The organism is Burkholderia sp. BCC1644, from assembly GCF_902833225.1.
Taxonomy (GTDB): domain Bacteria; phylum Pseudomonadota; class Gammaproteobacteria; order Burkholderiales; family Burkholderiaceae; genus Burkholderia.
In genome coordinates this window covers 38453-63925 of record NZ_CADFEI010000019.1, presented here as the reverse complement: position 1 = coordinate 63925, position 25473 = coordinate 38453, and the positions used below count along the sequence as shown (strand labels likewise).

Annotated in this window: 22 protein-coding genes; 11 read left to right on the top strand and 11 right to left on the bottom strand. The window is 68.7% G+C overall.

The window, feature by feature from the left end:
- Nucleotides 1-2 precede the first annotated feature (2 nt).
- From HWX87_RS30080 to cobU, 4 genes are read right to left on the bottom strand one after another with little or no spacing between them, the layout of a single operon-like run.
- Entirely contained in the window at nt 3-920 is a 918-nt protein-coding gene (locus HWX87_RS30080) for a cobalamin-binding protein (RefSeq protein WP_176050643.1), read from the bottom strand.
- Complete coding sequence (gene cobD, locus HWX87_RS30075; RefSeq protein ID WP_176050642.1) at nt 917-1936, bottom strand: threonine-phosphate decarboxylase CobD; 1020 nt, start codon at nt 1934-1936, stop codon at nt 917-919. Before cobD ends, HWX87_RS30080 begins: the two co-directional genes overlap by 4 nt.
- On the bottom strand, nt 1929-2873 hold the full coding sequence (cbiB, locus tag HWX87_RS30070) for an adenosylcobinamide-phosphate synthase CbiB (protein WP_176050641.1): 945 nt from the start codon (nt 2871-2873) through the stop codon (nt 1929-1931). The genes cobD and cbiB overlap by 8 nt, the downstream gene beginning before the upstream one ends.
- Nucleotides 2867-3421, bottom strand: coding sequence for a bifunctional adenosylcobinamide kinase/adenosylcobinamide-phosphate guanylyltransferase (gene cobU, locus HWX87_RS30065; RefSeq protein WP_176050640.1), 555 nt, complete (start codon nt 3419-3421; stop codon nt 2867-2869). The genes cbiB and cobU overlap by 7 nt, the downstream gene beginning before the upstream one ends.
- Nucleotides 3422-3495: 74 nt before the next feature.
- Between cobU and HWX87_RS30060 the strand changes: the two genes are divergently transcribed.
- From HWX87_RS30060 to HWX87_RS30045, 4 genes are all read left to right on the top strand, one after another.
- Nucleotides 3496-4998 (top strand): cobyric acid synthase, encoded by a 1503-nt coding sequence (locus tag HWX87_RS30060; protein WP_176050639.1) that lies wholly within the window; start codon nt 3496-3498, stop codon nt 4996-4998.
- A gap of 82 nt (nt 4999-5080) precedes the next feature.
- Nucleotides 5081-5218 (top strand): hypothetical protein, encoded by a 138-nt coding sequence (locus HWX87_RS30055; protein ID WP_176050638.1) that lies wholly within the window; start codon nt 5081-5083, stop codon nt 5216-5218.
- 148 nt (nt 5219-5366) lie between these two features.
- Nucleotides 5367-5780, top strand: a complete 414-nt coding sequence (locus HWX87_RS30050; protein WP_176050637.1) for a DoxX family protein — start codon at nt 5367-5369, stop codon at nt 5778-5780.
- A gap of 137 nt (nt 5781-5917) precedes the next feature.
- Nucleotides 5918-6586 carry a ParA family protein gene (locus tag HWX87_RS30045; protein ID WP_176050636.1) on the top strand — a complete coding sequence of 223 codons (669 nt, stop codon included), beginning with the start codon at nt 5918-5920 and terminating at the stop codon, nt 6584-6586.
- A 73-nt stretch (nt 6587-6659) separates the two neighbouring features.
- On the opposite strand, the gene panD is transcribed toward HWX87_RS30045, so the two are convergent.
- From panD to HWX87_RS30025, 4 genes are all read right to left on the bottom strand, one after another.
- Nucleotides 6660-7046 carry an aspartate 1-decarboxylase gene (gene panD / locus HWX87_RS30040; RefSeq protein WP_011545962.1) on the bottom strand — a complete coding sequence of 129 codons (387 nt, stop codon included), beginning with the start codon at nt 7044-7046 and terminating at the stop codon, nt 6660-6662.
- Between the two features lie 44 nt (nt 7047-7090).
- Complete coding sequence (gene panC, locus HWX87_RS30035; RefSeq protein ID WP_176050635.1) at nt 7091-7930, bottom strand: pantoate--beta-alanine ligase; 840 nt, start codon at nt 7928-7930, stop codon at nt 7091-7093.
- Nucleotides 7931-8190: 260 nt separating this feature from the next.
- Complete coding sequence (locus HWX87_RS30030) at nt 8191-9063, bottom strand: ScpA family protein (RefSeq protein WP_176050634.1); 873 nt, start codon at nt 9061-9063, stop codon at nt 8191-8193.
- A 4-nt stretch (nt 9064-9067) separates the two neighbouring features.
- A complete protein-coding gene (locus tag HWX87_RS30025) occupies nt 9068-9256 on the bottom strand; it encodes a DUF3460 family protein (protein WP_034178757.1) in 189 nt (62 codons plus the stop codon).
- Between the two features lie 247 nt (nt 9257-9503).
- Between HWX87_RS30025 and HWX87_RS30020 the strand changes: the two genes are divergently transcribed.
- Both HWX87_RS30020 and HWX87_RS30015 read left to right on the top strand, forming a co-directional pair.
- Nucleotides 9504-11318: an autotransporter assembly complex family protein gene (locus tag HWX87_RS30020; RefSeq protein ID WP_176050633.1), complete on the top strand. Its 1815-nt coding sequence runs from the start codon at nt 9504-9506 to the stop codon at nt 11316-11318.
- A 28-nt stretch (nt 11319-11346) separates the two neighbouring features.
- Complete coding sequence (locus HWX87_RS30015) at nt 11347-15420, top strand: translocation/assembly module TamB domain-containing protein (RefSeq protein WP_176050632.1); 4074 nt, start codon at nt 11347-11349, stop codon at nt 15418-15420.
- A gap of 58 nt (nt 15421-15478) precedes the next feature.
- On the opposite strand, the gene metG is transcribed toward HWX87_RS30015, so the two are convergent.
- Entirely contained in the window at nt 15479-17635 is a 2157-nt protein-coding gene (gene metG, locus HWX87_RS30010; protein ID WP_176050631.1) for a methionine--tRNA ligase, read from the bottom strand.
- Nucleotides 17636-18011: 376 nt separating this feature from the next.
- On the bottom strand, nt 18012-18656 hold the full coding sequence (locus HWX87_RS30005) for an OmpA family protein (protein ID WP_174951256.1): 645 nt from the start codon (nt 18654-18656) through the stop codon (nt 18012-18014).
- Nucleotides 18657-19007: 351 nt separating this feature from the next.
- On the opposite strand from HWX87_RS30005, the gene apbC reads away from it, so the two are divergent.
- The 5 genes from apbC (at nt 19008) to HWX87_RS29980 (ending at nt 24642) form a co-directional block, all read left to right on the top strand.
- The gene (gene apbC, locus HWX87_RS30000; protein WP_176050630.1) at nt 19008-20099 is read left to right on the top strand and encodes an iron-sulfur cluster carrier protein ApbC; all 1092 of its coding nucleotides are present in this window, start codon (nt 19008-19010) and stop codon (nt 20097-20099) included.
- A 133-nt stretch (nt 20100-20232) separates the two neighbouring features.
- A complete protein-coding gene (gene sodC / locus HWX87_RS29995) occupies nt 20233-20769 on the top strand; it encodes a superoxide dismutase [Cu-Zn] (protein ID WP_176050629.1) in 537 nt (178 codons plus the stop codon).
- A gap of 112 nt (nt 20770-20881) precedes the next feature.
- Nucleotides 20882-21451, top strand: a complete 570-nt coding sequence (gene dcd / locus HWX87_RS29990; RefSeq protein WP_176050628.1) for a dCTP deaminase — start codon at nt 20882-20884, stop codon at nt 21449-21451.
- An 81-nt stretch (nt 21452-21532) separates the two neighbouring features.
- Nucleotides 21533-23812 (top strand): arginine/lysine/ornithine decarboxylase, encoded by a 2280-nt coding sequence (locus HWX87_RS29985; protein WP_176050627.1) that lies wholly within the window; start codon nt 21533-21535, stop codon nt 23810-23812.
- Entirely contained in the window at nt 23812-24642 is an 831-nt protein-coding gene (locus HWX87_RS29980; protein ID WP_176050626.1) for a lysozyme inhibitor LprI family protein, read from the top strand. The genes HWX87_RS29985 and HWX87_RS29980 overlap by 1 nt, the downstream gene beginning before the upstream one ends.
- Nucleotides 24643-24729: 87 nt before the next feature.
- On the opposite strand, the gene HWX87_RS29975 is transcribed toward HWX87_RS29980, so the two are convergent.
- Nucleotides 24730-25413 (bottom strand): HAD family phosphatase, encoded by a 684-nt coding sequence (locus HWX87_RS29975; RefSeq protein ID WP_176050625.1) that lies wholly within the window; start codon nt 25411-25413, stop codon nt 24730-24732.
- Nucleotides 25414-25473 lie beyond the last annotated feature (60 nt).

The window sequence follows — 25473 nt, the reverse complement described above, 5'->3', positions numbered from 1 at the left end:
AATCAGCGCGCCGGCCGCCGCGCACGCGCGGCATCGAGGTCCTCGCACAGCGCAGCCGCACCCTGTGCGATCCGCGGCGAAGGCCGTGTCAGCAGATCGCCGTCGATTGCGAACAGGTTGTTGCGCGTCACGGCCGTCAGCGCGGGCCACGCGCGCCAGCGCGCCAGGCTCGGCAGCGGTTCGTTCGAACGCGTCGCACCGGCGCTGGTCGTCACGATCGCTTCCGGATTCGCCGCGAGCACGGCCTCGTCGGTGACGGTCGGTGCGAGCGGCTTGAGCGACGCGAACACGTTGCGGCCGCCGCATAGCTCGATCACTTCGTTGATCAGGTGTGTGCCGTTGAGCGTCGTCAGCGGCCGGTCCCAGACCTGGAAGAACATCGGGACGGGCGCTCGCGCCGCGTAGCGTGTGCGCAGGGCCGCGATGTCGCGCGTATAGGCGGCCGCGGCCGCGTCGGCCGCCGGTTGGGTGCCGAGCAGCGTGCCGAGCCGGCGCAGTGACGACGACACGTCGTCGAGATGCTTCGGTTCGCTGAAGAACAGCGGGATGTGCAGCGCGCGCAGCGCGTCGGTCTGCCGCTCGGCGTTGCCGTGCCGCCAGACGACGATCAGGTCGGGCTTCAGCGCGGCGATCCGCTCGAGGTCGAGCGCCTTGTTGTCGCCGACACGCGGCACCGCTTGCGCGGCGGGCGGATAGTCGCTGTAGGTGACGGTGCCGACGAGCTTCGTACCGCCGCCGGCCGCGTAGACGAGTTCGGTCGCGTGCGGCGCGAGGCTGATCACGCGTTGCGCCGGTGCGGGCAGCGTGACGGTGTTGCCGGCGTCGTCGCGCGTCGACACATCGGCGTGGACGAGCGGTGCGTGCGCAAGCGCGGCGAGCATGGCGACCGGCGTCAGCCGGCGAAACCGATGCGGACTCATGCGGATGCCTGTTGCAGCAGCGGCACGCAGCGCGCAAGCGCGTCGCCGAGGCGCCGCCATTCGGCTTCGCTGCCTGGCAGGCCGACGCGTACGCTCGACGGCGCCGGGAAGTGCCGCGTCCAGATCCCGTGGGCCGCGAGTGCCGCATGCAATGCCGCGGCGCGCGGGTCGTCGGTCCAGCTGAAGAGCGGCGTTGCACGTACCGCGAAGCCGTGCGTACGCAGCAATGCAGCCAGTCGTTCGCCGTCGGCCGCGAGCCGTTCGCGGGCGGCGGCCTGCCACGCGCGATCGGCAAACGCCGCGGTCACCGCGTGACGGGCAGGACCGCCGACCGTCCATGCGCCGAGCATGTCGCGCAGCGCGACGATTCGTTCGGGGCACGCGAGCACGAAGCCCGCGCGAATGCCGGCGAGCCCGTAGAACTTGCCGACCGAGCGCAGCACGACGAGCCCCGGGCGATCGACCTGCGGCGCGAGCGACTGCGATGCGCCCGTATCGGCGAATGCCTCGTCGACGATCAGCGTGCCGCCGCGTGCCGCCAGTTGCGCATGCCAGCCGAGCAGGCGCTCGGTCGGCACGAATTCGGCGGTCGGATTGTTCGGATTCCCGACGATGGCGTGGCGAAGTGTCACGGGCAGCGTATCGGCGCCGATGTCGAGCGGCACGACACGATGACCGTGACGCGCGAATGCGGGCGCATATTCGCCGTATGCGAGCGTCGCGACTCCGGCGTCGCCGGCCGGCAGCAACGCGGGCAATGCGCGGATCGCGGCCTGGCTGCCGGCAACCGGCAACACATGGGCGGGATCGGGTGCGCGGTAGTACTGCGCGGCGCAGGCCGCGAGGCCGTCGCCGTCGTCGGGCAGCCGGCGCCATGCGTCGGCCGGGACGGGCGGTACCGGATAGCCGACCGGATTGATGCCGGTCGACAAGTCGAGCCACGCGTCGTACGGGATGCCGTGGCGGCGGGCGGCTTCATGCAGGTTGCCGCCGTGCACGATGCGTGTATCAGACATGATGGGTGGCCATGGCGAGTGCGCCGCTCGCGACCAGCAGCGCGAGCCACAGGGCAAGTGTGCGCGTGACGAGCGACAGCGCGGCGACGATGTGGAGGGCGGTTGCAGACGCGCCGGTACCGAGCGCGGGGCGATCCTCGATCTCGCCGTGATAGACGGCCGGGCCGCCAAGCTGCACGTTCAGGCTGCCGGCCCCTGCCGCCATCACGGGGCCTGCGTTCGGGCTGTCCCAGTGACGCGCCTGCGTGCGCCAGCAGCGCCATGCGGCGGCGGTATCGCCGAGCAGTGCGTAGCTCGCGGCCGTGAGGCGTGCGGGCAGCCAGTTGAGCGCATCGTCGAGGCGCGCGGCGGCCCAGCCGAAGGTCAGGAAGCGCGGCGTGCGGTAGCCCCACATCGCGTCGAGCGTGTTCGCGAGACGGAACAGCAGCGCGCCGGGACCACCGGCGACGACGAACCAGAACAGCGCGCCGAAGATCGCGTCGTTGCCGTTTTCGAGCGCCGATTCGACGGCCGCGCGCGACAGCGCGCCTTCGTCGGCGTCGCTCGTGTCGCGCGACACGATGCGCGCGGTCAGCGTGCGGGCGGCCGCGAGGTCGTGCCGCAGCAGCGCGGCGGCGATCGGCGCGACGTGGTCGGTGAGGCTCTTCGCGCCGAACGCGAACCACAGCAGCGCGACGTGCAGCGCGGCCGCGAGCGGCCACGGCAGCACGGTGACGAGCCATGCCGCGACGGCCACCGGCGGCACGACGGCCGCGATCCACGCGGCGACGCCGATCATGCGGCCGCGCCGGCCAGTGTTCAGTGCGCCTTCGATGCGTGCGGCGAGGCGGCCGAACGCGACGAGCGGATGCCAGCCGGCCGGCTCGCCGAGTGCGCGGTCGACGATCGCGGCCGCGACCGCGAGCATCGCGACGACGGGCAGCGACAGCATCAGCATGACGATGCTCCCGCCTTGAGGTCGAGCGGCAGCCCCGCGACGAGCAGCGTCACGCGCGTCGCGAGCGCGGCGACACGCTGGTTCAGGCGCCCGAGTTCGTCGACGTAGCGGCGCGTGACCGACCCGAGCGGCACGACGCCGAGCCCGATCTCGTTGCTGACGACGATCACCTGCGCGCGTGCGCCGCGCAATGCGTGCTCGAGACGGTCGACCTGGGCCGCGTACTGCGCATCGTCGAGCGGGTCGCCGTCGGCGGGGCACAGCAGGTTCGTGAGCCACAGCGTCAGGCAGTCGACGAGCAGGCACGCGTGCGGATCGTCGAGCCGCGCGAGTGTGCCGGCGAGGTCGACGGGTGCGTCGGCGAAGCCCCAGTCGGCCGGCCGCCGCGCGCGATGATGCGCGATGCGCTGCGCGAATTCGGCATCGGCGGCGGTCGCGGTCGCGATGTAGGTGACGGGGCGGCCGCTGTCGGCGGCGAGCCGCTCGGCGAAGGCGCTCTTGCCCGAGCGCGCGCCGCCGAGGACGAAGGTGAGGTCGTGCGGAATCATCGCGTGATTGTAACGGCGCGGGCATGCCGGCGCGGGCGATAATGCGGCCTTTGCTTTGCCATGACCTTTACACGATGAATGCACCCGAGCCGCGGCCGCGCGGCACGCTGATGATCCAGGGCACGACGTCCGACGCGGGCAAGAGCACGCTCGTCGCGGGATTGTGCCGCCTCGCGCACCGTGCCGGCGCGCGCGTCGCGCCGTTCAAGCCGCAGAACATGGCGCTCAACAGCGCGGTAACGGCCGACGGCGGCGAGATCGGTCGCGCGCAGGCGCTGCAGGCGCTGGCCGCGGGCGTCGCGCCGCATACGGATTTCAACCCCGTGCTGCTGAAGCCGACGAGCGACCGCGGCGCGCAGGTGATCATTCACGGCAAGGCGCGCATGAACCTCGACGCACGCGCGTATCACGACTACAAGCCGGTCGCGTTCGATGCGGTGCTCGAGTCGTATGCGCGCCTGCGTGCCGGCTACGACACAGTGATCGTCGAGGGCGCCGGCAGCCCGGCCGAGATCAACCTGCGCGAAGGCGACATCGCGAACATGGGCTTCGCCGAACGCGTCGACTGTCCCGTCGTGCTCGTCGCCGACATCGACCGCGGCGGCGTGTTCGCGCACCTGGTCGGCACGCTCGCGTGCCTGTCGGACAGCGAGCGCGCACGCGTGCGCGGCTTCGTGATCAACCGCTTCCGCGGCGACATCAAGCTGCTCGAACCGGGGCTCGACTGGCTGCGCGCGCAGACGAGCAAGCCCGTGTTCGGCGTGCTGCCGTACCTGCACGGGCTGCTGCTCGACGCCGAGGACATGCTGCCCGCCCAGGCGCGCAGCGCCGCCGCGCGCGGCGACGCCGGCGTGCTGCGTGTCGTCGTGCCCGCGCTGCCGCGCATCAGCAACCACACGGATTTCGATCCGCTGCGCGCGCATCCGCAAGTCGAATTCACGTACTGGAAGAGCGGCCCCGTGCCGGACGCCGACCTGCTGATCCTGCCCGGCTCAAAGAGCGTGCAGCGCGACCTCGCATGGCTGCGCGACGCGGGCTGGGACGCGGTGATCCGTCGCCATCTGCGCTACGGCGGCAAGGTGATCGGCATCTGCGGCGGGATGCAGATGCTCGGCCGCACGCTCGACGATCCGCTCGGCCTCGAAGGCGTGCCCGGCAGCGTGCCGGGGCTCGCTCTGCTCGATTTCGACACGACGCTGCAGCCCGACAAGACGCTGAAGAACGTGACGGGGCGACTCGCGCTGCCGGGCGGAGCCGCCGTGCGCGGCTACGAGATCCACATGGGCGACACGCGCGGGCCCGCGCTCGCGGCGCCCGCGCTGACGCTGGCAGCCGACGGTGCGCAGGGCGGTGCGCGTCCGGACGGCGCGGTGTCGGCCGACGGCCAGATCCTCGCGACCTACGTGCACGGGCTGTTCGACGCGCCCGACGCATGTTCGGCGCTGCTCGCGTGGGCCGGGCTCGACGGCGCGGAACGCATCGACTATCCGGTGCTGCGCGAGGCATCGCTCGAGCGGCTGGCCGACACGTTCGCCGACCATCTCGACCTCGACGCGCTGTACGCCGAGTTTCGTTGACGTGCGCGCGGCCGGCCCTCGCTTTTTCCGCCCGATCGCGTACAACAGAGGAGGGCGGAGGTCCGCCCGGAGGAGTGCGACGATGAAGGCTCGATGGTGGTGGAGCATGCTGCTCGCGGCGCTGCTGGGCGCGTCGGCGGTGGCGCACGCGTGCGATTCGTACGCGCCGGGCGGCCAGTCCGGCTCCGGCGACGCCACACAAGGCAAGAGCGGTTACTGAAGCATCGCAACGGGCATGATCGGTCATGCCCGTTTTTTATTCGATTCGTTCTCAACAGGAATCAGTTAAAGCGTATTGGCGTGTTTATCGGCGAAATTGATTTCAATAGAGTGTGATCCATTCTCATCCACTCACGAAGGAATCCGCCATGAACTCCAATCGCCTGAACGATTTCGCCGCGACGCTGCTGCGTGTCACGCTCGGCGTGCTGTACCTCGCGCACGTGGCGCAGAAGGTGTTCGTCTTCACGCTGCCCGGCACCGCGCAATTCTTCGCGTCGATCGGCCTGCCGGGCTGGCTCGCGTACCTGACGACGTTCGTCGAGCTCGCGGGCGGCCTTGCGCTGCTCGCGGGCTTCCGCGTGCGCGTTGCCGCGCTCGCGCTGCTGCCGTTCATGCTCGGCGCGACCGCCGCGCATCTGCCGAACGGCTGGAGCTTCTCGTCGCCGAACGGCGGCTGGGAATATCCGGCGTTCTGGGCCGTCACGCTGGCCGTGCAGGCGCTGCTGGGCGGCGGTGCGTTCGCGATCGGCGCGCGGGAGGCGGCGGCCCAGCGCGCGTAAGGCGAACGAAAGCGGGGTGCGGATCGGCGCAACCCGTTCCGGTGACACCCCGTTTGCCGATATCATCGCTCCCTGTATCCGCAATCGAGCGGCGCCAGCCACGCGGCCAGCGCCGCGCGGCTTTTTCGGGGGAATTCATGACGGTGATCGTGGTGGCGAATCCGAAGGGCGGCGTGGGGAAGAGCACGCTGTCCACCAATCTTGCCGGCTATTTCGCGGCGCAGGGCGCATGGGTCGCGCTGGCCGACCTGGACCGGCAGCAGTCCGCGCATGCGTGGCTCGACCTGCGGCCGGCCGGCCTGCCGCCGATCGAGGCGTGGGATCTCGATCCGGACGCGCCGTCGAAGCCGCCACGCGGCCTCGAATATGCGGTGATCGACACGCCGGCCGGCCTGCATGGCAACCGCCTCAACCTCGCGCTGCAACTGGCCGACAAGGTGATCGTGCCGCTGCAGCCGTCGATGTTCGATATTCTCGCGACCCAGCAGTTTCTGGAGCGCCTGGCCGGCGAGAAGGCGGTGCGCAAGGGCAGCGTCGAGGTCGGGATCGTCGGGATGCGGGTCGATGCGCGGACGCGCTCGTCCGACCAGCTGCACCGGTTCGTCGAGGGGCTTGGCCTGCCGGTGCTCGGCTACGTGCGCGATACGCAGAACTACGTGCAGATCGCCGCGCACGGCCTGACGCTGTGGGACGTCGCGAAGAGCCGCGTCGAGAAGGATCTCGAACAGTGGCGGCCGATCGTCGAATGGGCCGAGCGCCGTGCGCCGAAAGCGGAAAAGGCAGAGAAGGTCGCCAAGGCGTCCTGAGCGTGACGAAACGAGAAGGGCCGGATCCCGTGGCGTACGGGATCCAGCCCTTTGTGCGTGAGCGGCAGCCGGCTTACGTCCAGTTCTGCGTCGGCACGTGATCGCGGTGGCCCTTGATCTTGTTGCCGTCGTCGATGAACACGAGCTTCGGCTTCCAGCCGGCCTGCAGTTCGGCTTCGTCGACCATCGCGAACGCCGCGATGATCACGAGGTCGCCGAGCTGCGCGCGGCGCGCGGCCGAGCCGTTCAGCGAGATCATCCCGCTGCCGCGCTCGCCCTTGATCGCGTACGTCGAGAAGCGCTCGCCGTTGTTGATGTTCCAGATGTCGATCCGTTCGTTTTCGATGAGGCCCGCCGCTTCGAGCAGGTCTTCGTCGATCGCGCACGAGCCTTCGTAGTGCAGCTCGCAGTGCGTGACTGCCGCGCGGTGGATCTTCGATTTGAGCATGTGGCGCTGCATGGTGTCTCCGTGATGCGTCGTGAGAGGCGCGGGCGGGCGGCCCGTCAGATTTCCAGGTTGTCGATGAGGCGCGTCGCGCCGAGCTTCGCGGCCGCGAGCACGACGAGCGGCTCGCCGGCTTCGAGTTCGGCGGCGCTCGGTGCGATCAGGTTCGCGCGGCGGCGGATCGCGATGTAGTCGGGCGCCCAGCCGCGCTCGGCCAGGTGCGTGCGCGCGTGCTGCTCGAGCTTGCCGAGGTCGCGTTCGCCGCCGAGCACGCTGTCGCGCACGCGCTGCAGCGTTTTCGCGAGTTCGGGCGCTTCCTTGCGCTCGTCGGTCGTCAGGTAGCGGTTGCGCGACGACAGCGCGAGGCCGTCCTCGTCGCGCACGGTTTCGGCCGCGATGATCTCGACCGGCAGCGCAAGCTGCTGGCACATCCGGCGCACGATCATCAACTGCTGGTAATCCTTCTTGCCGAACACGGCGACGCGCGGCTGCACGCAGGACATCAGCTTCGTGACGACCGTGCACACGCCGGCGAAGAAGCCGGGCCGGAATTCCCCCTCGAGAATGCCGCCGAGGTCATCCGGCGGCAGCACGCGGTATTCCTGCGGTTCCGGGTACATGTCGCGCTCGGTCGGCGCGAACAGCACGTAGACGTTTTCCTTCTGCAGCTTCTCGATATCGTCCTGGAGCGTGCGCGGATACTTGTCGAAATCCTCGTTCGGGCCGAACTGCAGCCGGTTGACGAAGATGCTCGCCACGACCGGGTCGCCGTGCTGGCGCGCGAGACGCATCAGCGACAGGTGCCCTTCGTGCAGGTTGCCCATCGTCGGCACGAACGCCGTGCGGTTCTGTCCGCGCAGCTGGTCGCGCAGTTCATGGATCGAGCTGATGACTTTCATGATCGGGTAGCGGGTTCCTCGCGCATGCGCGCGTTGGCGCCGCAACAGCGGCGTCGGGGTCGAAGCGGAGAACGCCGGCGCGCGGGCGGCGCATCGGGCGTCGGCGGATTGTAGAGGATTTGGCCGCCGGACGCATCGATAAAAGAACGATCGTTCACTTTTTATCGGGGCGTGCCGGAAACCCGCCGGACGGCCAGCCGCCGCGGCGAAGCGGCGAGCGCCGGAATGAAACGGGGAACGGGAAGCGGCGGGGGCGGGTGTTACGCGGGCAGGTACGCGAGGCGCACGTAGATCGGCGCGAACGGTTCGGGCTGCGTGATCTCGACGAGCGATTCGCGCGCGAGTTCGAGCATCGCGATGAAGTTCACGACGACGACCGGCACGCCGCGCGACGTGTCGAACAGGTCGGCGAACTCCATGAAGCGCGCGTTCTGCAGCCGGCGCAGGATCAGGCTCATGTGTTCGCGCACCGACAGCTCCTCGCGGGAGATCTTGTGATGCTGGACGAGCTTCGCGCGCTTGAGCACGTCGGCCCACGCGGCGCGCAGGTCGTCCGAGTTCACGTCGGGAAAGCGCGGCGTGATGCTTTGCTCGATGTAGACGTCGGCGCGCAGGAAGTCGCGGCCGAGCTGCGGCAACTGGTCGAGCCGCTGCGCGGCGAGCTTCATCTGCTCGTATTCGAGCAGGCGACGCACGAGTTCGGCGCGCGGATCTTCCGCTTCCTCGCCGGTGTCGGCCTTCTTGACCGGCAGCAGCATCCGCGACTTGATCTCGATCAGCATCGCGGCCATCAGCAGGTACTCGGCCGCCAGCTCGAGGTTCGTCGTGCGGATCTGGTCGACGTAGCCCAGATACTGCGCGGTGACCTGCGCCATCGGGATGTCGAGCACGTTGAAATTCTGCTTGCGGATCAGGTACAGCAGCAGGTCGAGCGGGCCTTCGAACGTCTCGAGGAAGATCTCGAGCGCATCGGGCGGGATGTACAGGTCCTGCGGCAGCTTGAAGAGCGGTTCGCCGTACAGGCGTGCAAATGCCGCGACACCGTCGACCGTGTCGGGCGTCGAATCGGCGCCCGCGGGCGCGGCGATCGCGTCGTCCTGCCGGGCGGCGCTGGCCTCGTCGGCGGCGCTCACGTCGTCAGAAGTTCTGGTAGTAGACGTACGACGTTTGCTTCACGCGCGATTCCTGCTGGTCGGCGCGCTCTTCGAGATCGATCGGCTGCTTGTCCCACAGCAGGGAACGGCCCTTGCGCTGCTCTTCCTCGAGCGTCGGCTTCTGCTGCTTGAGCTGGTTCAGGAACTGCGTGACGTCGGACTGGTACGGCATGGCTGGATCTTCCGTTTCGGGCGGCGCACGATGCGCCGGATTCGCGATGGCGGGATTTTACCGCATCGCGGGGAACAGCCGGCGCCAATCGCGCGTCGAATCCGCGGGGCGGCGCCGGAGCGCATGGCGCGGCGGCCGTGCCGGGCCCAGCAGTCTTTCACAATCGTTTGGCTTTGACGCCCGCGCCCTGTGGTCAAATACAGGGTTTTCCACGAAACCGTAACAATCCAGGACGGCGAGGTCATATTTGGCGGGGCAGTCGAACCAGCAAGCACCCATGGCGCACGACGCGGGCCCGCGCGCGGCACGCAGTCGCGCCGGCGCCGCGGCCGGCATCGCACGGGCGACCCTCGCCGGGTGCCTCGCCGCGTGCTTCGCGCTGCCGGCCCATGCGAAGTACGACGTCGACATCGACGCGCCGCGCTCGATCCGCAAGCTCCTCAAGTCGCATCTCGATATCGCGCGCTTCGCGAAGCGCGACGACATCAGCGACGACCAGTTCGACTTCCTCGTGACCGCCACGCCGCAGCAGGTGCGCGACCTGACCGCGACGGCCGGCTATTTCTCGCCGGTCGTGCGTACCGACGTGCGCACGCGTGACGGCAAGCGCGACGTGCGCATCGCGGTCGATCCGGGGAAGCAGACCTTCGTGTCGACGGTCGACCTGACGTTCAAGGGGCCCATCGACACCGAGGATCCGAAGCAGGAGGCCGCGACGCGTTTCGCGTTCTCGCTGAAGCCCGGCGATCCGTTCACGCAGTCCGACTGGGACGGCGCGAAGGGCGCGGCGCTCAGGCAGCTGCAGTCGCGTCGTTATCTCGGCGCGAAGATCGCGTCGTCCGAGGCGCGCATCGATCCCCGCACGCAGCGTGCGACGCTCGCCGTCACGTTCGAGAGCGGCCCGACCTTCACGATCGGCAAGGTCGACGTCGACGGCGTGCGTCGTTATCCGGAGAAGATCGTCACGAACGTCAATCCGCTGTCGGAAGGCGAGATCTACGACGTGCAGCGGATCACCGAACTGCAGCGGCAGTTGCAGAACACGCCTTATTACGCGAGCGTCGCGATCGACGTCGGCGACGATACGGCGAAGCCCGAGCGCACGCCCGTGCACGTGAAGGTCAGCGAGTTCCCGTACAACAACATCCGCGGCGGCGTCGGCTTCGCCACCGATACGGGGCCGCACGTGCAGGGTTCCTATACGTATCTCGACACGTTCGGCGCCGCGTGGCCGCTGACGGTGTCGGGCCGGCTCGACCAGATCCAGCAGTACGGGCAGGTCCAGCTGTCGATGCCGCCGGGCGAGAAGGGCTGGACCAACAGCGTGCTCGCGTCCTATACGAACACCAACGTGTCGGACACGCGCATCTACAGCGCGCGGGTCGGCGTGCAGCGCACGCGCACGGGCCAGTTCATCGACTATTCGTATTCGCTGATGTACTACCAGGACCGGCTCGACCAGAACGGCGCGGGGCCGACCACGAGCCGCGCGCTGGTGCCGCAGTGGGCGTGGACGCGCCGCAACGTCGACGATCCGCTGTTCCCGCGTTCGGGCAACCTGATCCACGCGGAGGCCGGCTTCGCGGTCAAGGGCGTGGCGACCGACCAGACCTTCGTTCGCGGCTACGCGCGCGGCCAGCAGTACCTGCCGGTCGGCAAGCGCGACCTGTTCGTGTTCCGCGCGGAGCTCGGCGGCGTGTTCACGGGCGGCAGCTCGACCGGCGTGCCGGCGTCGCTGCTGTTCCGCGCGGGCGGCTCGAACTCGGTGCGCGGCTACGGCTACCAGAGCATCGGCAACAGCGTCGACGGCTCCGTGTTGCCGACCAAGTACCTGATGACGGGCACCGCCGAATACCAGCACTGGTTCAACCGCGACTGGGGCGCCGCGACGTTCTTCGACATCGGCACCGCGACCGATGCGTGGGGCGAGCGCGTGTTCTATCCGGGCGTCGGTGTCGGCGCGCGCTGGCGCAGCCCCGTCGGCCCGATCAACGTCGACGTCGCGTACGGGTTGCGCAACCATAGCGTGCGCCCGTACCTGACGCTCGGCATCGCTTTCTGACCGTACCGCCTCATCGACGACGAACCGCATGACGAAGGACCCGAACGACACGCCGCCGCCTCACGATCCGGACTCGCCCGACGGCGCGCCCGACACGCCGCCGCGCGCGCCGCGCCGCGGCCGGGCGGTGCGCGTCGTCGCGTGGACGCTGGCGGTACTCGTGCTGCTCGTCGTGCTGGCGGCGGCGCTCGTGGCGGGCGCGGTGACGACCGAGCGCGGCACGCGGCTCGCATGGCAGGTGGCCGGACACGTGCTCGGCACACGGCTCGCGGGCACGCTCGAAGGCGGCTCGCTCGCGACCGGCGTGCGGCTGCGGGGCTTCGCATGGACGAGCCCCGACGGCTCGGGCACCGAGGTCCGCATCGACCGGCTCGACGGCCGCTGGGCGCTGACCCGTGCGCCGTGGCGGCTGTCGATCGCCTATCTTCGCGCGGGCACGATCGACGTGCGGGTCGCGCCGGGGCCGTCGACGCCGGGCACCACGCCGCAGGACCTGAGCCTGCCGCTGCAGTTGCGGATCGACGACCTGCGCGTCGATCGCCTCGCGATCCACGACGGCGGCTCGACGACGCAGCTCGACCACATCGCGCTGAACGGCCGCAGCGACGGCCGTCACCATGAACTCGTGCTCGACGGCGTCGATACGCCGTACGGCGCGCTGACCGCGCGCGCGAAGCTCGATGGCGTGAAGCCGTTCGCGCTGACCGGCGAAGCCACCTACGCGGGCAAGCTGTCGGACGAGCCGGTCGACGCGCGGGCCCGCGTGTCGGGCTCGCTCGAGGCGCTCGTCGCCGACGTCAACGCGAGCGGGATGAAGCTGAACGGGCGCGCGCACGTCGAGGCCGCACCGTTCGGCGCGGTGCCGCTCACGCGCGCGTCGCTTGCGTTCGACCACGTGAACCCGCAGGCGCTTTCGCCCGGCGCGCCGGTGGCCGATCTCGCGGTGCGGGCGGAACTCGCGCCCGTGACCGCGCCGGCCGGCTCGGCGCCCGCGAAGGGGTTCGCGGTGACGGGCCCGGTGTCGATCGTCAACGCGAAGCCCGGCACGCTCGGCGACCACCTGCTGCCGGTGATCGACGCGCATGCGAACGTGCATCTCGATGCGCACGCGCAGCGGATCGACGATCTCGCGCTGAAACTGATCCGCGACGGCAGCGTGACGGGCAACGGCACGCTGAAGGGCGGCAAGGGCCGCTTCGACCTGAAGGTCGCGAACCTCGACCTGAACGCGTTCGTCGCCGAGTTGCGGCCGATGCGTCTCGGCGGCCCGCTCGGCGTGACGCTCGCGGGCGACGTCACGACCGTCGACTTCAACTTGAACGACCCGAAGCTCGCGCTCGGCGCACGCGCGAAAGTCGCGCTGACGCCGCAGCAGACCGTGTTGACCGACGCGCGCGTGACGGCGGGCAAGGGACGTATCGACCTGACGGGCGTGTTCCGTCACGACGCGCATTCGAGCTACGACGCGAAGGCAACGCTGACGGCGTTCGATCCGCTGCTTCTCGCCGCGCTGAGCGCACCGAAGGCCGGCGGCGGCAAGGCGCCCGCCAAGGTGGCCAAGGCGCCCGCCACGCACGGCGAGACGCGCGTGTCGGGCACGCTGACGGCCTCGGGCGCGTTCGCGCCGCAGGTATCGACGAAGGCGACCTTCAAGCTCGGCGACAGCCTGTACGACGGCGTGCCGCTGACCGGCGCCGGCGTCGTGCAGCTCGCCGGTTCGCGGATCCTGCCGAGCAACGCGACCCTGTCGATCGCGGGCAACCACGTCGACCTGCGCGGCAGCTTCGGCGCGCCCGGCGACCGGCTGCGCTTCGTGATCGATGCGCCGCAGCTCGACCGGCTCGGCTTCGGCGTCGAAGGGCTCGTGCAGGCGCAGGGCGACCTGACGGGCAGCTTCGCGCATCCGAACGTGACGGCCACCTACAAGGCCGAGCACGTCGTCGTCGGCTCGAACCGGATCGGCGCCGCGCAAGGCCGCGCGGATATCCGCGACGGCGCGCACGGCGCGCTCGTGTTCACGGCCGACGCGTCCGACATCGCGCTCGGCTCGCTGAAGCTGAAATCGCTGCGCGCGAACCTCGACGGCACGCGCGCGAAGCACACGCTCGACGCGTCGGCGCTCGGGATGGCCGGCGGCCGCGTGATCGACCTGACGCTCGCGGCGAACGGCGGCGTGGTCGAGAACCGCGACGGGATGCGCTGGGACGGCACCGTCACGCGTCTGGCGAATCGCGGCACGCCGGCCGTCGCGCTGCAGGCCCCGCTGACGGTGTCGGCCGGCGCCGGCCGCGTGACACTCGGCGCGACGCGGCTCACGCTCGAAGGCGCGGCGATCGACCTGAAGTCGTTCGTGTTCGATCACGGCCAGATGCGCTCGGCGGGCTCGGTGAGCGGCGCGTCGGTCGCGCGTCTCCTCGAAGTCCGCCAGGAACTGACGGGCCAGCGCCCGCCGGTGCGGACCGACGTCGTGCTCGACGCCGACTGGGATTTCTCGCTCGGCGCGAACGCGACGGGCTACGTGCAGGTGAAGCGCCGCGGCGGCGACGTGACGATCGAGAGCGGGCGCGGCATCGCGTCGCTCGGGCTGACCGACCTGTCCGCGCGTGCGAGCTTCGCGCCCGGCAACCGGCTCAACGTGACGGCGCTCGCGAAGGCGAGCCGCATCGGCACGCTCGACGCGAACGTCACGGTGCCGTTTGCGCTGCGCGACGGCGTGTTCGGTGTCGTCAACGACGGTCCGCTGTCGGGCCGCATCGACGCCGACATTCCGGCACTGAAGACGACCGGCAACCTGTTCGGGCCGAGCTATCTCCTTGGCGGACGAGCGGCGCTGAAGCTGACGGTCGCCGGCACGCCGGTGAAGCCGAACCTGTCGGGGATGCTGACGGGCGACGATTTGTCGGCGACGCTCATCGACCAGGGCGTACAGCTGAAGGACGGCATCGTGCGCGTGAAGCTGTCGGACAACCTGGTCGAATTCCAGCAGGTCGAGTTCCACGGCGGCGACGGCACGCTGCGCGCGCTCGGCCGCGTGCGCCTCGACGGCGAGGCGCCCGACCTGACCGCGAGCATCGTCGCGGACAAGCTCGAACTGTTCGCTGCGCCGGACCGCAAGCTGTCGCTGTCGGGCAAGGCAACCGTCGCGAACGACGGGCCGCGCGGCGCGCTGTCGATCGACGGCAAGTTCGTGGTCGACCGCGCGTTGTTCGACCTGCCCGAGGAATCGGCGCCGCACCTGTCGGACGACGTCGTGATCGTGCAGCCGGACGGCACGGTGCGCGGCGAGACGCCGACCGGCACCGCGGTCGCGAAGCCGAAGCCGGTCGAGGACAAGCCGGCGCCGTCGCTCGCGCCGCGCGCGAATATCGACATCGGTCTCGGCAACAACTTCCGCTTCAAGGGGCACGGCGCCGATCTCGGGCTGCGCGGCACGATCACCGTGATGAGCGCGCCGGGCGTGCCGCTGCGCGCGGTCGGCAACGTGCGCGTGACCGAAGGGTCGACATACACGTCGTTCGGCCGCAAGCTCGCGATCGAGAACGGCTTCTTCACGTTCAACGGCCCGGTGTCGAACCCGGGCGTCAACATCCTCGCGATGCGGCGCAACCAGGAGGTCGAGGCCGGCGTGCAGGTGACGGGCACGATCCAGTCGCTGACGGTCAAGCTCGTGTCGGAGCCGAACGTCACGGACAACGAAAAGCTGTCGTGGCTGCTGTTCGGGCACGGCACCGACCAGGGCAACAACGTCGGCCAGCAGGGGGCGATGACCGCGGCGCTCGGGCTGCTCGGCAGCGTGACGGGCAAGCGCGTCGCACAGACCTTCGGCCTCGACGAGGTGTCGGTCGGCCGCAGCGAAGTCGGCCTGACCGATCCGCAGGTCGTGCTGGTGTCGAAGGCGATCAACGAGCGGTTCGTGCTCGGTTTCGAGCAGGGGCTGCAATCGGCGGCCAACGCGTTCAAGGCGACGATCAACCTGACGCGCTTCTGGTCGGTGTCCGCGTACGGCGGCACGTTCCAGGGCGTCGACCTGAACTACACGCGGCGCTTCGACCGGTGGTTCGGCAGCGACGCCGCGCGCACGCGGCGTACCGAGCAGCCATGAAAAAAGCCCCGCATGATTCGTGCGGGGCTTTTTTTGCGCCAGCGGCAGCGCGTTCGGCTTACTTCACGCGCATGCCGGGCTTCGCGCCGCTGTGCGGCTCGAGGATGTAGAGGCCCGGTTCCGCCTTCTCGTCGGTGGCCGACGCGGCGAGCACCATCCCTTCGGACAGGCCGAACTTCATCTTGCGCGGCGCGAGGTTCGCGACCATCACCGTCAGCTTGCCGACGAGCTGCTCGGGCTGGTACGCGGACTTGATGCCCGAGAACACATTGCGGGTCTTTTCCTCGCCGACGTCGAGCGTGAGCTGCAGCAGCTTGTCCGAGCCTTCGACCGCCTGGCACGCGACGATCTTCGCGATGCGCAGGTCGATCTTCGCGAAATCGTCGATCGAGATCGGTGCGTCGTCGGCGCCGTTCACGACCGCCTGCTTCGCGTTCGCCTTCGCGTTGTTCTTCGCGTCCTTCGCGGCGTTGGCGCTCGCGGCGGCCGCACCGGTAGCCTCGGCCTGCAGCGAATCGCGGTTCGCGGCGAGCAGCGCCTCGATCTGCTTCGCGTCGACGCGCGTCATCAGGTGCTGGTACGCCTTGATCGGCTGTTCCGACGACAGCGGCTTCGCGGCATCGGCCCATGCGAGCGGCGCGATCCCGAAGAACGCCTCGACGGCTTCGGCGACACGCGGCATCACCGGCTTCAGCGCGAGCGACAGCAGACGGAACGACTCGAGGCTCACGCTGCAGGTTTCATGCAGCGCGACCGCGTTGGCCGGATCCTTCGCGAGATCCCACGGCTTCGCGCCGTCGACGTACGCGTTCACTTCGTCCGCGAGCTCCATCGTCTGGCGCAGCGCGCGGCTGTATTCGCGTGCTTCGTAGTGCGCGGCGATCTGCGGAATCGCATCGCGCAGCTTCGCGACGAGCGGGTGGTTCATCGCGCTGTCCTGCACGCGGCCGTCGAAACGCTTGATCAGGAAGCCGGCCGCGCGGCTCGCGATGTTCACGTACTTGCCGACGAGGTCGCTGTTCACGCGCGCCTGGAAATCGTCGAGGTTCAGGTCGATGTCTTCCATCGTCGCGTTCAGCTTCGCGGCGAAGTAGTAGCGCAGCCATTCGGGGTTCAGGCCCGTGTCGATGTAGCTCTGCGCGGTGATGAACGTGCCGCGCGACTTCGACATCTTCGCGCCGTCGACCGTCAGGAAGCCGTGCGCGAACACGTTGGTCGGCGTGCGGTGGCCCGAGAACTCGAGCATCGCGGGCCAGAACAGCGTGTGGAAGTACAGGATGTCCTTGCCGATGAAGTGGTACTGCTCGGCCTTCGTGCCCGGGCGGATCCACGCATCGAAGTCGATGCCGCTGCGGTCGCACAGGTTCTTGAAGCTCGCGTAGTAGCCGACCGGCGCGTCGAGCCACACGTAGAAATACTTGCCGGGCGCGCCCGGGATCTCGAAGCCGAAGTACGGCGCGTCACGCGAGATGTCCCAGTCGGCGAGCTTGGCTTCGCCGGCGTCGCCGAGCCATTCGCGCATCTTGTTGGTCGCTTCGGGCTGTGCGAGGCCGCTCACCCATTCGCGCAGGAACGATTCGCAGCGCGGATCGGACAGGCGGAAGAAGTAATGCTTCGACGTCTTGCGCACCGGCGTCGCGCCCGACACGACCGAATACGGGTTCAGCAGTTCGGTCGGCAGGTAGGTCGAACCGCACACTTCGCAGTTGTCGCCGTATTGATCCTTCGCGTGGCACTTCGGGCACTCGCCCTTGATGAAGCGGTCCGGCAGGAACATTTCCTTGACCGGGTCGTATGCCTGCTCGATCTCGCGCTCGGCGATCAGGCCGGCGTCCTGCAGCGCGAGGTAGATCTTCTCGCTCAGCACGCGGTTCTCGTCCGAATCGGTCGAGTAGAAGTTGTCGAACGACACGCCGAAGCTGTCGAAGTCGCGCTTGTGTTCGGTCCACACGCGATCGATCAGCTGCTTCGGAGTCAGGCCTTCCTTCTCCGCGCGCAGCATGACCGGCGTGCCGTGCGTGTCGTCGGCGCCGATGTAGTAGACCTCATGGCCATGCATTCGCAGCGTCCGCACCCAGATGTCGGTCTGGATGTACTCGACCAGGTGGCCGATGTGGATCTGCCCGTTGGCATAGGGCAGTGCGGACGTTACGAGGATCTGGCGGTCGCCTTGCGGCGCCGCAGCCTGCACGGAAGTGAGGTCGGATGCGGACATAGGGTCTGTAGAGGAACAGCGGAAAAACGACGGGAAAGTGCGATTCTAGCAGGGGCGCACGCCGGCGATGCGAGCGGGCGCCGGGGACCGGGCGCCGGAGGGAGCGGGGCCGCGCAGGTGGCGTGCCCGGTGGCGTTGTGCTGCGATGCAGCACGAATTCTGCAGGCAAAAAAAACCGGGGCGGATACGGCCCCGGAGCAACAACGACAAGAGGAGAATGGTGACGCGCCGGCAACACCAGCCGCGTACCGTAAATACTGACCGCGGCCTGCGACGGAAGTTCGAAAATATTTTCGATTTGTTACCAGCCCCGCCGGACGCGTTGTCCGGCGGGGCTGCGCGGGCAGCCTGCCCGCGCATTCTCCTCGTCGTGCGCTTACTGCGCCTGCGCTGCGCGCAGGTAGATTTCGACGCGGCGGTTCTGTGCGCGGCCGGCTTCGCTCGCGTTGTCCGCGATCGGGTTCGATGCGCCCATGCCTTGTGCCGACAGGCGGCCGCCGTTCACGCCGCGCTGGGCGAGTGCGTTCACGACGCTTTGCGCACGGTTCTGCGACAGCGTCTGGTTCAGCTGCGCCGAACCCGTGCTGTCGGTGTAGCCGACGATCGAAGCCGTGACTTGCGGGTTCTGGTTCAGCGTCGTGGCCAGGTCGTTCAGCAGCGGCGTGAAGGCCGGCGTGATCGCGTACTGGTTCGTCGCGAACGTGACCGAGCTCGGCACGTTCAGCTTCAGCGAGCCGTCCGGCTGTTCGGTGACCTGCGTGCCCGTCTGCGCTGCCGACGGCGCGAGCTTGTTCTTGATCGCCTGCCAGTTGTAGCCCGTCACGCCGCCGACCAGTGCGCCGACACCAGCGCCGATCGCCGCGCCCTTGCCGCCGCCGGCCAGCGCGCCGATACCTGCGCCCAGCGCCGCACCCGTGCCGGTACCGACGGCCGTATTGTTGCCTTGCTGCGTGGCGCAGCCTGCCAGCAATGCGCCGGCCAATGCGAAGACGGACAAGCGGGTCGCGATTTTCATGTTCATCTTGGATTCCTCTCTTGGTTGAACGAGTCGACAACGACGACAACAACAGTTACGGCTCCCAGCGCGGGCCGCCCGAAAAAGGAGGGCAGGCCTGCGCTCGCGGCAGCCGCCGAAGCGGCCGCATGCCCTGTCCGTCAGCGTGGCTGTTCGGACAGTGCGACGCGTCAGCCTCTACAATATAGGCGGTAAGTGGCCGATTTGGCCCCATAGCATGCCGCACGCGAAGAGTGCGCCGGGTCGCGCGTTCGCGCAATGGCGTGCAACAGATTCTTTCACTTTTCCCGATTTTCGCAGCGTAATTTGATATTTTTTGACGTTTGCGCGCGAGAAAAACGTTTTCATGGAGTTTCGATGAGCATTGACCGGGCACAAGTCGACGCCGCGCTGGCGGCAGTCGTCGACCCCAATACCGGCCGCCCGTACGCGGCGAACAAGGGCGTGCGCAACGTCGCGATCGACGGCGATGTCGTGGCGCTTGACGTGGTGCTCGGTTATCCCGCGCGCAGCCAGCACGACGACGTGCGCGCGCGCGTCACCGCCGCGCTCCAGGCCGTGCCGGGCGTGCGCGACGCACGCGTCGCCGTGTCGCAGGAGATCGTCGCGCACACGGTGCAGCGCGGCGTGAAGCTGCTGCCGAACGTGAAGAACATCGTCGCGGTCGCATCGGGCAAGGGCGGCGTCGGCAAGAGCACGACGGCCGTGAACCTCGCGCTCGCGCTCGCCGCGGAAGGCGCGTCGGTCGGCATCCTCGACGCCGACATCTACGGCCCGTCGCTGCCGACGATGCTCGGTATCCACGGCCAGCGCCCCGAGTCGCCGGACAACCAGTCGATGAACCCGCTTGTCGGCCACGGGCTGCAGGCGAACTCGATCGGCTTCCTGATCGAGGAAGACAATCCGATGGTGTGGCGCGGCCCGATGGCGACCTCCGCGCTCGAACAGCTGCTGCGCCAGACCAACTGGCGCGAACTCGACTACCTGATCGTCGACATGCCGCCCGGCACCGGCGACATCCAGCTCACGCTCGCGCAGCGCGTGCCCGTCACCGGCGCGGTGATCGTCACGACACCGCAGGACATCGCGCTGCTCGACGCGAAGAAGGGCCTGAAGATGTTCGAGAAGGTCGGGATTCCGATCCTCGGTATCGTCGAAAACATGAGCATCCACATCTGCTCGAACTGCGGCCACGAAGAGCACATCTTCGGCGCCGGCGGCGCCGAGCGGATGGCGAAGGACTACGACGTGAACGTGCTCGGCAGCCTGCCGCTCGACATCGCGATCCGCGAGCGCGCCGACAGCGGCACGCCGACGGTGGCGGCCGATTCCGAAGGCGCGCTGGCGCGCCGCTACCGCGACATCGCGCGCGGCGTCGCGCTCGCGATTGCCGAGCGATCGCGCGACATGACGTCGAAGTTCCCGTCGATCGTTGTTCAAAATACGTAAAACCCTTGCGGGGCGGGCCCTTACGCTGTTTACGGCGCCACGAGGCGCGGTATCATGGCGACTTTTCCCGGGTCCCTTTACCCGCCCGGCGCGGCCGTCGTGTCAAACGGCCGCCAGCCGGCATGAGGATCGAATGAAACAACGACATCACGGCGTGCGCGCCGGCCGCGCGCAGCGCGCGCTGCTGGCCGCCGCCGCGCTGGGCCTGCTGGCCGGCTGTACCTCCTTTTCCTCGACGCACGAAAAACGGGCCGACGCACAACTGCAGCCGACGGTCGGCGCGCAGGCGCGCGGCGCGGTGACGTTCGTCGAGCGCCCGGACGGCGTCCAGGTCACCTACAACCTGGCCGGTCTGCCGCCGAACAGCGACCATGCGCTGCAGGTGCACGAGCGCGGCGACTGCAACGCGGGCGACGGCTCGAGCGCCGGCCAGGTGTTCGCGCCGGCCGCCGACCGCCTGCGCGCGGGGGCGCGCGTCGCCGGCGATCTCGGCAACATCCATGCGGACGCGAACGGCGTCGCGGCCGGCTTCATCGTCGCGCCCGATCTGGCCCTCGACGGCGTGCGCTCGGCGATGAACCGCGCGGTGCTGGTGCACCGCGAACCGAGCGATCCCGCGTTTCCGCAGCATGGCGCGGGGCCCGCGCTGGCCTGCGGCGTGATCCGTTGACGGCCGCCGCGTGCGCCGGCCGATGATCGCGTAAAATGTCCGCCTTTCCCGGCCGCCGCCTTGTATCGGCGGCTTTCGTTTTCTGTCACGCAGCGTTTCCTGGCGCCCCGATATGAGTATCAAGTCCGACAAATGGATTCGGCGCATGGCCGAAGAGCACAAAATGATCGAGCCGTTCGTGCGCGATCAGGTTCGCGCGTCCGAGGACGGCCGCCGGATCGTCAGCTACGGCACGTCGAGCTACGGCTACGACATCCGCTGCGCGGACGAATTCAAGATCTTCACGAACATCAACTCGACGATCGTCGATCCGAAGAACTTCGACGAGGGTTCGTTTGTCGATTTCAAGGGCGACGTGTGCATCATCCCGCCGAATTCGTTCGCGCTGGCCCGCACCGTCGAATATTTCCGCATCCCGCGCACCGTGCTGACGGTCTGCCTCGGCAAGTCGACCTATGCGCGCTGCGGGATCATCGTCAACGTGACGCCGTTCGAACCCGAGTGGGAAGGCTACGTCACGCTGGAATTCTCGAACACCACGCCGTTGCCCGCGAAGATCTACGCGAACGAAGGCGTCGCCCAGGTGCTCTTCTTCGAGAGCGACGAAGTGTGCGACGTGTCGTACGCCGATCGCGGCGGCAAGTATCAGGGGCAGCGTGGTGTCACGCTGCCGAAAACCTGATCTGGTTGCATAACGTCTCACCAGTTTCCGGGTGACCGCTGCGCGTGACGCGCCGCGGTCGTTCTTTTTGGAGAATCGCCCATGAAGTTTCGTTTCCCCGTCGTCATCATCGACGAAGATTTCCGCTCCGAGAACATCTCGGGCTCCGGCATCCGGGCGTTGGCCGAAGCGATCGAGAAAGAGGGCGTCGAAGTCCTCGGCCTCACGAGCTACGGCGATCTGACGTCGTTCGCGCAGCAGTCGAGCCGCGCGTCGTGCTTCATCCTGTCGATCGACGACGACGAACTCATGCTCGGCGAGACCGGCCAGGACGGCGAGCTGCCCGAGCTCGCAACCGCGATCATCGAGCTGCGCGCGTTCGTCACCGAAGTGCGCCGCCGCAATGCGGACATCCCGATCTTCCTGTACGGCGAAACGCGCACGTCGCGCCATCTGCCGAACGACATCCTGCGCGAACTGCACGGCTTCATCCACATGTTCGAGGACACGCCTGAGTTCGTCGCGCGCCACATCATCCGTGAAGCGAAGGTCTATCTCGACTCGCTCGCACCGCCGTTCTTCAAGGAACTCGTCAAGTACGCGGACGAAGGCTCGTACTCGTGGCACTGCCCGGGCCACTCGGGCGGCGTCGCGTTCCTGAAGAACCCGCTCGGCCAGATGTTCCACCAGTTCTTCGGCGAGAACATGCTGCGCGCGGACGTCTGCAACGCGGTGGACGAACTCGGCCAGCTGCTCGACCACACGGGCCCGGTCGCGGCGTCCGAGCGCAATGCGGCGCGCATCTTCAGCGCCGACCACCTGTTCTTCGTGACCAACGGCACGTCGACGTCGAACAAGATCGTCTGGCATGCGACCGTCGCGCCGGGCGACATCGTGCTGGTCGACCGCAACTGCCACAAGTCGATCCTGCACGCGATCACGATGACGGGCGCGATTCCCGTGTTCCTGACGCCGACGCGCAACCACTTCGGCATCATCGGGCCGATCCCGCGCGACGAATTCAAGCCGGAGAACATCCGCAAGAAGATCGAGGCGAACCCGTTCGCGCGCGAAGCGATGCGCGAGAACCCGGACATGAAGCCGCGGATCCTGACGATCACGCAGAGCACGTACGACGGCGTCGTCTACAACGTCGAGATGATCAAGGACTTGCTGGGCGACCTGCTCGACACCCTGCACTTCGACGAAGCGTGGCTGCCGCACGCGACGTTCCACGATTTCTACCGCGACATGCATGCGATCGGCGACGGCCGTCCGCGCACGGGCGCGCTCGTGTTCGCGACGCACTCGACGCACAAGCTGCTCGCGGGCATCTCGCAGGCGTCGCAGATCGTCGTGCAGGATTCGGAGAATCGCACGTTCGACAAGCACCGCTTCAACGAGGCGTACCTGATGCACACGTCGACGAGCCCGCAGTACGCGATCATCGCGTCGTGCGACGTCGCGGCCGCGATGATGGAGCCGCCGGGCGGCACCGCGCTCGTCGAGGAATCGATCGCGGAAGCGATCGACTTCCGCCGCGCGATGCGCAAGGTCGACGCCGAATACGGCGACGACTGGTTCTTCAGCGTGTGGGGCCCGGACAACCTGTCCGAGGAAGGCATCGGCTCGCGCGAGGACTGGATGCTGAAGCCGAACGACCACTGGCACGGCTTCGGCCCGCTGGCTGAAGGCTTCAACATGCTCGACCCGATCAAGGCGACGATCATCACGCCGGGGCTCGACGTCGACGGCGAGTTCGGCGAGACGGGCATTCCGGCCGCGATCGTCACGAAGTACCTGGCCGAGCACGGGATCATCGTCGAGAAGACCGGCCTGTACTCGTTCTTCATCATGTTCACGATCGGCATCACGAAGGGCCGCTGGAACTCGATGGTGACCGAGCTGCAGCAGTTCAAGGACGACTACGACAACAACCAGCCGCTGTGGCGCGTGCTGCCGGAATTCGTCGCGCAGCATCCGCGCTACGAGCGTGTCGGCCTGCGCGACCTGTGCGCGCAGATCCACGACGTGTACCGCGCGAACGACATCGCCCGCCTGACGACGGAGATGTACCTGTCGGACATGGAACCGGCGATGAAGCCGTCGGACGCGTTCGCGAAGCTCGCGCACCGCAAGATCGACCGCGTGCCGCTCGACGAGCTCGAAGGCCGCGTGACGAGCATCCTGCTCACGCCGTACCCGCCGGGCATTCCGCTCCTGATCCCGGGCGAGCGCTTCAACAAGACGATCGTGAACTACCTGCGGTTCGCGCGCGACTTCAACGAGCGTTTCCCGGGCTTCCACACCGACATCCACGGCCTCGTCGCGGAAGAGGTGAACGGCCGCGTCGAGTACTTCGTCGACTGCGTGCGCGACTGATGGCGGCGCACGGACGAATCCGGGCGATGCGCGCGGCGTTGGCCGCGCTCGCCGTCTGGGCGGCAGGCGCGGCGGGGCTGGCAGGGTCGGGCGTCGCACACGCGGAAGTCGCGGCGGCCGACCCGATCGACGTCGCGATGCGGCAATGCCTCGCGCGGCGCGACCGGTCGTCGCCGGCCGGCCAGATCCAGTGCATGGGCGAAGCGCAGCAGCAGTGGCAGGCCGTGATGGACGGCGCGTACCAGCGCCTGTTGAAGGATGCGCCGGCCGATGCGAAGCGCGGCTGGCAGGACAGCCAGCGCCATTGGCTCACGTGGCGCAAGGACGAAGTACATCTGCTGAAGGCCGTGTACGACACGACGCGCGGCACGTCGTATGCGATGTCGAGCGCCGACCTGCAGCTGCAGCCGGTGCGCGATCGCGCGCTGGCGCTGCGCGGCGCGGCCGATCGCTATGCGCCGCCGCCCGCCGCGGTACCGGTCGCGGCGACGAGCGGTGCGCAGGGCGGTACGAGCGCAGCCCAGGCTGCGGCCACGCCGAATGCCAAGCCGGCGGCAAACGCGCCGCGCGATCCGGCCGTGCGCCGCGTGCGGCCGTGCGAACAGGACGCCGCGTGCGAGCACGCGCTGTTCGACCTGAACCGCTATTACCAGAAGCTGCGCCGCAAGATGCCGGCCCATTCGGCCGCGACGCTCGTACGCGCGCAGCGCGCGTGGGTCGGGTTCCGCGATGCGACGGCGCCGCTGGTCGGCGAGGACGGGCGCGTCGACCTGATCGGTGCGCGCATCGCGACGATGAAGCGGCTGTCGGAGACGGCCGGCAACAAGTAACGGCCGTCACGACGCGGGTCGTTCGGCAACCCAACGAAACGGGCACCCTGGGGTGCCCGTTTTGCATTGCGCGGCGTGCGGCGACGCCTATGCAGGCTGCGACGTGCCTTGCAGGCCGAACCACGACGGCACGAGCGCGACCGCATCGTCGAGCGACGCGAGCACGTGCAGGCTCAGCGCGATGATTTCGGGAGTCGGTGCTTTCAGGTCGGGCACGGTGACGACCGATGCGCCGGCGCCGGCGGCCGACTGCGCGCCGAAGTCGCTGTCCTCGAACGCGACGCACGCATGCGCCGGCACGCCGAGGCGTTCGGCCGCGAGCCGGTAGACGGCCGGGTCGGGCTTGCCGCGTGCGACTTCGTCGCCGCCCGCGATCGCGCGGAAGAACGGCAGCACGCCGACCGCGTCGAGCCGCGCGCGGATCACGTCACCGGCGGACGACGACGCGACCGCGCATGGAATGCCGGCCTGCGCGAGCGCATCGAGCAGCGCGAACGCGCCGGGTTTCAGCGGAAACTTCGGATGCGGCTCGGGCGCCGCGAGCTGCTCGCGCACGCGGGTGCGCACGGCGTCGAACGTATCGGGATTGCCGATCAGCCGCGCCAGGATGACCTGGCCTTCGGCGAACGAGCGGCCGACGATCTGCAGGTAGTCGGTGACGGTCAGCGCGACACCGTGCGCATTCGACACGTCGATCCACGTGTTCATGATGGTCCGCTCGGAATCGACGAGCAGGCCGTCCATGTCGAAGAGCGCGGCGGAAAAGGTCATCGGCGGCATCCGGGAAGCAGGGAAAGCGAGGAGCGGCGCAACGGCCGCCCGAATGAAAAA

Bases quoted from the DNA above. Each gene is read 5' to 3' on its own strand.
- HWX87_RS30080 (WP_176050643.1), bottom strand. From the start codon at position 920: ATGAGTCCGCATCGGTTTCGCCGGCTGACGCCGGTCGCCATGCTCGCC.
- cobD (WP_176050642.1), bottom strand. From the start codon at position 1,936: ATGTCTGATACACGCATCGTGCACGGCGGCAACCTGCATGAAGCCGCC.
- cbiB (WP_176050641.1), bottom strand. From the start codon at position 2,873: ATGCTGATGCTGTCGCTGCCCGTCGTCGCGATGCTCGCGGTCGCGGCC.
- cobU (WP_176050640.1), bottom strand. From the start codon at position 3,421: ATGATTCCGCACGACCTCACCTTCGTCCTCGGCGGCGCGCGCTCGGGC.
- HWX87_RS30060 (WP_176050639.1), top strand. From the start codon at position 3,496: ATGAATGCACCCGAGCCGCGGCCGCGCGGCACGCTGATGATCCAGGGC.
- HWX87_RS30055 (WP_176050638.1), top strand. From the start codon at position 5,081: ATGAAGGCTCGATGGTGGTGGAGCATGCTGCTCGCGGCGCTGCTGGGC.
- HWX87_RS30050 (WP_176050637.1), top strand. From the start codon at position 5,367: ATGAACTCCAATCGCCTGAACGATTTCGCCGCGACGCTGCTGCGTGTC.
- HWX87_RS30045 (WP_176050636.1), top strand. From the start codon at position 5,918: ATGACGGTGATCGTGGTGGCGAATCCGAAGGGCGGCGTGGGGAAGAGC.
- panD (WP_011545962.1), bottom strand. From the start codon at position 7,046: ATGCAGCGCCACATGCTCAAATCGAAGATCCACCGCGCGGCAGTCACG.
- panC (WP_176050635.1), bottom strand. From the start codon at position 7,930: ATGAAAGTCATCAGCTCGATCCATGAACTGCGCGACCAGCTGCGCGGA.
- HWX87_RS30025 (WP_034178757.1), bottom strand. From the start codon at position 9,256: ATGCCGTACCAGTCCGACGTCACGCAGTTCCTGAACCAGCTCAAGCAG.
- HWX87_RS30015 (WP_176050632.1), top strand. From the start codon at position 11,347: ATGACGAAGGACCCGAACGACACGCCGCCGCCTCACGATCCGGACTCG.
- metG (WP_176050631.1), bottom strand. From the start codon at position 17,635: ATGTCCGCATCCGACCTCACTTCCGTGCAGGCTGCGGCGCCGCAAGGC.
- HWX87_RS30005 (WP_174951256.1), bottom strand. From the start codon at position 18,656: ATGAACATGAAAATCGCGACCCGCTTGTCCGTCTTCGCATTGGCCGGC.
- apbC (WP_176050630.1), top strand. From the start codon at position 19,008: ATGAGCATTGACCGGGCACAAGTCGACGCCGCGCTGGCGGCAGTCGTC.
- sodC (WP_176050629.1), top strand. From the start codon at position 20,233: ATGAAACAACGACATCACGGCGTGCGCGCCGGCCGCGCGCAGCGCGCG.
- dcd (WP_176050628.1), top strand. From the start codon at position 20,882: ATGAGTATCAAGTCCGACAAATGGATTCGGCGCATGGCCGAAGAGCAC.
- HWX87_RS29985 (WP_176050627.1), top strand. From the start codon at position 21,533: ATGAAGTTTCGTTTCCCCGTCGTCATCATCGACGAAGATTTCCGCTCC.
- HWX87_RS29980 (WP_176050626.1), top strand. From the start codon at position 23,812: ATGGCGGCGCACGGACGAATCCGGGCGATGCGCGCGGCGTTGGCCGCG.
- HWX87_RS29975 (WP_176050625.1), bottom strand. From the start codon at position 25,413: ATGACCTTTTCCGCCGCGCTCTTCGACATGGACGGCCTGCTCGTCGAT.